Source organism: Methylobacterium trifolii, assembly GCF_022179685.1.
In the GTDB taxonomy this organism is placed as follows: Bacteria; Pseudomonadota; Alphaproteobacteria; order Rhizobiales; family Beijerinckiaceae; genus Methylobacterium; species Methylobacterium trifolii.
Genome location: NZ_BPRB01000373.1, coordinates 1 through 4,706, shown reverse-complemented (window position 1 = coordinate 4,706; position 4,706 = coordinate 1). Strand labels below are relative to the sequence as shown.

The window sequence follows — 4,706 nt, the reverse complement described above, 5'->3', positions numbered from 1 at the left end:
GAATACGATAGCCCGCAGAGGGGGGAGGGATGCGCGCCGACCGAGATGGTTTCGGTGACGCGGTCTATAAAACGGATGCCCCCGCCCCTCCCAGCGCCTCGTCGAACAGGACCGCCTCGCCCCGTGAGGGCGCGGTCAGAGCCCCCTCCCACATCACGCGGGCGCCGCGCACCACGGTTCCCACCGGCCAGCCCGTGACGGCGACCCCGTCATAGGGCGTCCAGCCGCATTTCGACGCGATCCAGCCGTTGCGGATGGTCTCGCGGCGGGCGAGGTCCACCACCGTCACGTCCGCGTCGTAGCCGACCGCGAGGCGCCCCTTGCGGGCGATGCCGAACAGGCGCTTGGGCCCGGCGCTGGTCATGTCCACGAGGCGCGCCAGCGACAGGCGCCCGGCCGCGACGTGGTCGAGCATGATCGGCACCAGCGTCTGCACCCCCGTCATGCCCGAGGGCGACTCCGGATAGGGCTTGGCCTTCTCCGCCAGGAGATGCGGGGCGTGGTCCGAGCCGAGGATGTCGGCCACGCCCTGCGTCACGCCCCACCAGATCCCGTCGCGGTGGGCGGCGTCCCGCACGGGCGGGTTCATCTGGATGAGGGTGCCCAGGCGCGGATAGGCCTCCGTGCCGTCCAGGGTCAGGTGGTGCGGCGTCACCTCGGCGCTCGCCACGTCCTTGTGGTCGGCGAGGTACCGCATCTCCTCCCGCGTCGAGATGTGCAGGACGTGGATGCGCGCCCCCGTCTCGCGGGCGATCGCCACGAGGCGCTGCGTCGCCTTCAGCGCCACCTCGGGCGAGCGCCAGACCGGGTGGGAGGCCGGATCGCCCGGCACGCGCAGGCCCTTGCGCTCCCGCAGCATCGGCTCGTCCTCGGCGTGGAAGGCCGCGCGTCGCCGGGTGCGCCTGAGGATCTCGCGAACCCCCGCATCGTCCTCCACCAGCAGCGAGCCCGTGGAGGAGCCCACGAACACCTTGATGCCGGCGGCCCCCGGAAGGCGCTCCAGGTCCGCCACCTGCGCGGCGTTCTCGTGCGTGCCGCCGACCCAGAAGGCGAAGTCGCAATGCATCCGGTGGTGCGCGCGGGCGACCTTGTCGGCCAGCGCCTCGGCGCTGGTGGTCAGCGGGTTGGTGTTGGGCATCTCGAACACCGCCGTGATGCCGCCCATCACCGCGGCGCGCGAGCCCGATTCCAGGTCCTCCTTGTGGTCGAGGCCGGGCTCGCGGAAATGCACCTGCGTGTCGATGAAGCCGGGCAGGAGGTGGAGGCCGGTGCAATCCTGGCGCTCGGCCGCAGCATGTCCGGTCAGATCCCCGATCCGCGCGATCCGCCCGCCCCGGATGCCGAGGTCGGCCATGTGCGCGCCGTCCTGGTTCACGATCGTCCCGCCGGCGAGGACGAGGTCGAAGGGCTGGTCCACGGCGAGGCTCCCGGGTGGTTGAGGCTGTGCGGCCAGCGGCTTATGTCACGCACGCTGCCGTGCAAAGCCCTCGACCGCGGCAGCGATGGAGCCGCCATGCCGATCGCCCTTCTGCCGGACCGCGCCCTCGTCACCGTGACGGGCGAGGACGCGACGGCGCTGCTCCAGGGTGTGATCACCTGCAACGTCGAGACCCTCGATGACGCCGAGGCGCGGCTGGGCGCGCTGCTCACGCCCCAGGGCAAGATCCTGTTCGACTTCCTGATCTCGCGGATCGCGGGCGGCTACCGCCTCGACGTGACGGTCGACCAGGCGCAAGCGCTGGCCAAGCGCCTGAGCCTGTACCGCCTGCGCGCCAAGGCCGAGATCGTGCCCGACCCGACCGTCGCGGTGGCCGCCGCCTGGGACGGCGCGACCACGGCGGCCGAGGTCGCGCGCGTGGCCGATGCCCGTGCGCCCGATCTCGGCGCGCGCCTCTACGCGACGGAGGGCGCGTTCTCGGCGGATGCGTCGAGCGAGGATTACCACGCCCACCGCATCGGCCTCGGCGTGCCGGAGGCCGGGCGCGACTTCCCGCTGGGCGACGCCTTCCCCCACGAGGCGCTGATGGACCAGCTCGGCGGGGTGGATTTCAAGAAGGGCTGCTACGTCGGGCAGGAGGTGGTCTCGCGGATGCAGCACCGCGGCACCGCCCGCACCCGCATCCTGCCCGCGACCTATGCCGGGGGCGAGGCCGCCGAACCGGGCTCGGAGATCACCGCCGGCGCGAAGGTGCTCGGGCTCACCGGCAGCCGGGCCGGCGCACGGGGCCTGGTGATGCTGCGGATCGACCGGCTGGCCGATGCCGTGGTGGCGGGCGAGCCCCTGCGGGCGGACGGCAAGGTTCTGGGCGTCGCGCGCCCGGCCTTCGCCACCTTCGCCATGCCCGAGGCCGTGGGCGCGGTGGCGGGCTGAGGGACCGGGTGGCCTTCCCCGAGAGGGCCGGCTAAATCCGGGCCATGTCCGTCGACGGCCTCGTCCATCATCCCGACGGCTGTGCCCGCTGCTGGTGGGCCGGCCTCGATCCCCTCTACGTCGCCTATCACGACACCGAATGGGGCGTGCCGGAGCGCGACGGGCGCGCCTTGTACGAAAAACTGATCCTCGACGGCTTCCAGGCCGGCCTGTCCTGGATCACCATCCTGCGCCGCCGGGAGGGGTTTCGGCGGGCGTTCGCCGAGTTCGACCCGGAGCGGATCGCCCGCTTCACCGAGGCCGACGTGGCACGGCTGATGGCGGATACCGGCATCGTCCGCAACCGCGCCAAGATCGTCGGCACCATCGCCGGCGCCCGCGCCTGGCTGCGGATCGAGGAGAGCGGCCCCGGCTTCTCCCGCTTCCTCTGGGATTTCTTGGAGGACGACCGCCCGATACAATCGGGAGCGGAGCACCGCGGCGCGATCCAGACCGAGACCGAGGTCTCGCGGGCCATCGCCAAGGCGCTGAAGGCCGAGGGCTTCTCGTTCTGCGGCCCGACCATCGTCCACGCCTTCATGCAGGCGGTGGGCATGGTCAACGACCACCTCGTCGGCTGCCACCGCCACGCCCCCTGCGCCGCCCTAGGACGGGCGGCGTGAGCCCGCCCGCGCCGCGGGCCTGGCAGCGCATGCTGTCGGGGCGCCGCCTCGACCTCCTCGACCCCTCCCCCCTCGACATCGAGATCGCCGACATCGCCCACGGTCTCGCCCGCGTCGCCCGCTGGAACGGGCAGACGGCCGGCCCGCACGTGTTCTCGGTGGCGCAGCACAGCCTCCTCGTGGAGGCGGTGGGCCGCCACCTCACGCCGGGCTGCAGTGGGCCCCAGGGGCTCGAACTGCTGCTGCACGACGCGCCCGAATACGTGGTCGGCGACATCATCTCGCCCCTCAAGGCCGCGATCGGCGATTCGTACAAGGGCGTGGAGCGGCGCCTGCTGGCGGCGGTGCGCCGCCGCTTCGGCCTCGACGCGCCGAGCCCGGCCTTCGCCCGCCTCGTCAAGCGGGCCGACCGGATCGCCGCCCATGTCGAGGCGGTGCATCTGGCCGGCTTCAGCGAGGCGGAGGCGGCGCGCTACTTCGGGCGGCCCGAAGTGCTGACGCCCGGCATCCTCGCCCTGGTCGAGCCCTGGCCCACGGCGCAGGCGCAGGCGCGCTACCTCGACCGATTCGAAACCCTCACCGGGACCGCCCCCTGATGCCGACGCTCCACGTCTGCCCCCTCTCGCGCCTGCCCGAGACCGTCGCCGCCACGGGGGCGAGCCACCTCCTGACGCTCGTCAACGTCGGCACGCCGATGCAGCGGCCGGCCGCGATCCCCGCCGAGAACCACAGGACCGTCGGCGTCAGCGACATCGCGGGCGCGATGGACGGCCACGTGCTGCCGGCCGACGCGCATGTCGCGGCCATCCTCGCCTTCGTCCGCGCCTGGCCGCGGGAGAGGCCGCTGGTGATCCACTGCTATGCCGGGATCAGCCGCTCGACGGCCGCGGCCTACGTCACGGCCTGTGCCCTCGCGCCCGGCCGCGACGAGGCCGAGATCGCTCGGCGTCTGCGCGCCGCCTCCCCGTCGGCCACGCCCAACCGCCTGTTCGTGGAGATCGCCGACCGCATGCTCGGGCGGGACGGGCGCATGGTCGCGGCCATCGCCGGGATCGGGCGCGGCGCCGACGCGTTCGAGGGCACCCCGTTCAGCCTGGGGCTCGACGCCTGAACCCATGTCGTGCGATCCGGCGCGGTGTGGCCGAAACGCCGCCGTCGCCCCCGAAAGCGGTGCGCCCCGGCACGGCCCGGAGGCCGGTTGGGTTGCAGCGGCCGCGAACTCCGCCTTAGAACCGGACCAAAGGATGTGCGAGGGATGACCACGGCCCGATCCGACGCGCCCGCTCAAATCGGCGAGATGCCGTTCGAGAAGGCGCTGGAACAGCTCGAAGAGATCGTGCGCCGCCTCGAGCGGGGCGACGTGCCCCTCGACGAGTCGGTGGAGATCTACGAGCGCGGCGAGGCGCTGAAGCGGCACTGCGAGGCGCTGCTGAAGAAGGCGGAGGTCCGCATCCAGCGGATCACCCTCACGCCCGACGGACGACCTGACGGCACGGCGCCCCTCGACGTGGAGTAGGCCGCGCATACAAGACACGAGGTGGATGGCGTGGCGATATCGACGACGATGAGCGATCTCCTGGACCGTGTTGACGAGCCGCGTGCGCTTCGGCGGTTGCCGGAGAGCGAGCTTCAGGCCGTGGCCGACGCGGTGCGTGCGGAGATGGTCGACGCGG

At 72.7% G+C, this 4,706-nt stretch carries 6 protein-coding genes; 5 read left to right on the top strand and 1 reads right to left on the bottom strand.

The window, feature by feature from the left end; all coding sequences use genetic code 11:
* Positions 1-64 precede the first annotated feature (64 nt).
* Positions 65-1,417, bottom strand: a complete 1,353-nt coding sequence (locus COGEMETH_RS24705; RefSeq protein ID WP_238185314.1) for a dihydroorotase — start codon at positions 1,415-1,417, stop codon at positions 65-67.
* 96 nt (positions 1,418-1,513) lie between these two features.
* On the opposite strand from COGEMETH_RS24705, the gene ygfZ reads away from it, so the two are divergent.
* From ygfZ to COGEMETH_RS24680, 5 genes are all read left to right on the top strand, one after another.
* On the top strand, positions 1,514-2,371 hold the full coding sequence (ygfZ, locus tag COGEMETH_RS24700; protein ID WP_238185313.1) for a CAF17-like 4Fe-4S cluster assembly/insertion protein YgfZ: 858 nt from the start codon (positions 1,514-1,516) through the stop codon (positions 2,369-2,371).
* 44 nt (positions 2,372-2,415) lie between these two features.
* Positions 2,416-3,033: a DNA-3-methyladenine glycosylase I gene (locus tag COGEMETH_RS24695; protein ID WP_238185312.1), complete on the top strand. Its 618-nt coding sequence runs from the start codon at positions 2,416-2,418 to the stop codon at positions 3,031-3,033.
* Between the two features lie 29 nt (positions 3,034-3,062).
* Complete coding sequence (locus COGEMETH_RS24690) at positions 3,063-3,629, top strand: HD domain-containing protein (RefSeq protein WP_238185315.1); 567 nt, start codon at positions 3,063-3,065, stop codon at positions 3,627-3,629.
* A complete protein-coding gene (locus COGEMETH_RS24685; protein WP_238185311.1) occupies positions 3,629-4,144 on the top strand; it encodes a tyrosine phosphatase family protein in 516 nt (171 codons plus the stop codon). Before COGEMETH_RS24690 ends, COGEMETH_RS24685 begins: the two co-directional genes overlap by 1 nt.
* 144 nt (positions 4,145-4,288) lie before the next feature.
* Positions 4,289-4,549: an exodeoxyribonuclease VII small subunit gene (locus COGEMETH_RS24680; RefSeq protein ID WP_238185310.1), complete on the top strand. Its 261-nt coding sequence runs from the start codon at positions 4,289-4,291 to the stop codon at positions 4,547-4,549.
* Positions 4,550-4,706 lie beyond the last annotated feature (157 nt).

Bases quoted from the DNA above. Each gene is read 5' to 3' on its own strand.
- ygfZ (WP_238185313.1), top strand. From the start codon at position 1,514: ATGCCGATCGCCCTTCTGCCGGACCGCGCCCTCGTCACCGTGACGGGC.
- COGEMETH_RS24695 (WP_238185312.1), top strand. From the start codon at position 2,416: ATGTCCGTCGACGGCCTCGTCCATCATCCCGACGGCTGTGCCCGCTGC.
- COGEMETH_RS24690 (WP_238185315.1), top strand. From the start codon at position 3,063: ATGCTGTCGGGGCGCCGCCTCGACCTCCTCGACCCCTCCCCCCTCGAC.
- COGEMETH_RS24685 (WP_238185311.1), top strand. From the start codon at position 3,629: ATGCCGACGCTCCACGTCTGCCCCCTCTCGCGCCTGCCCGAGACCGTC.
- COGEMETH_RS24680 (WP_238185310.1), top strand. From the start codon at position 4,289: ATGACCACGGCCCGATCCGACGCGCCCGCTCAAATCGGCGAGATGCCG.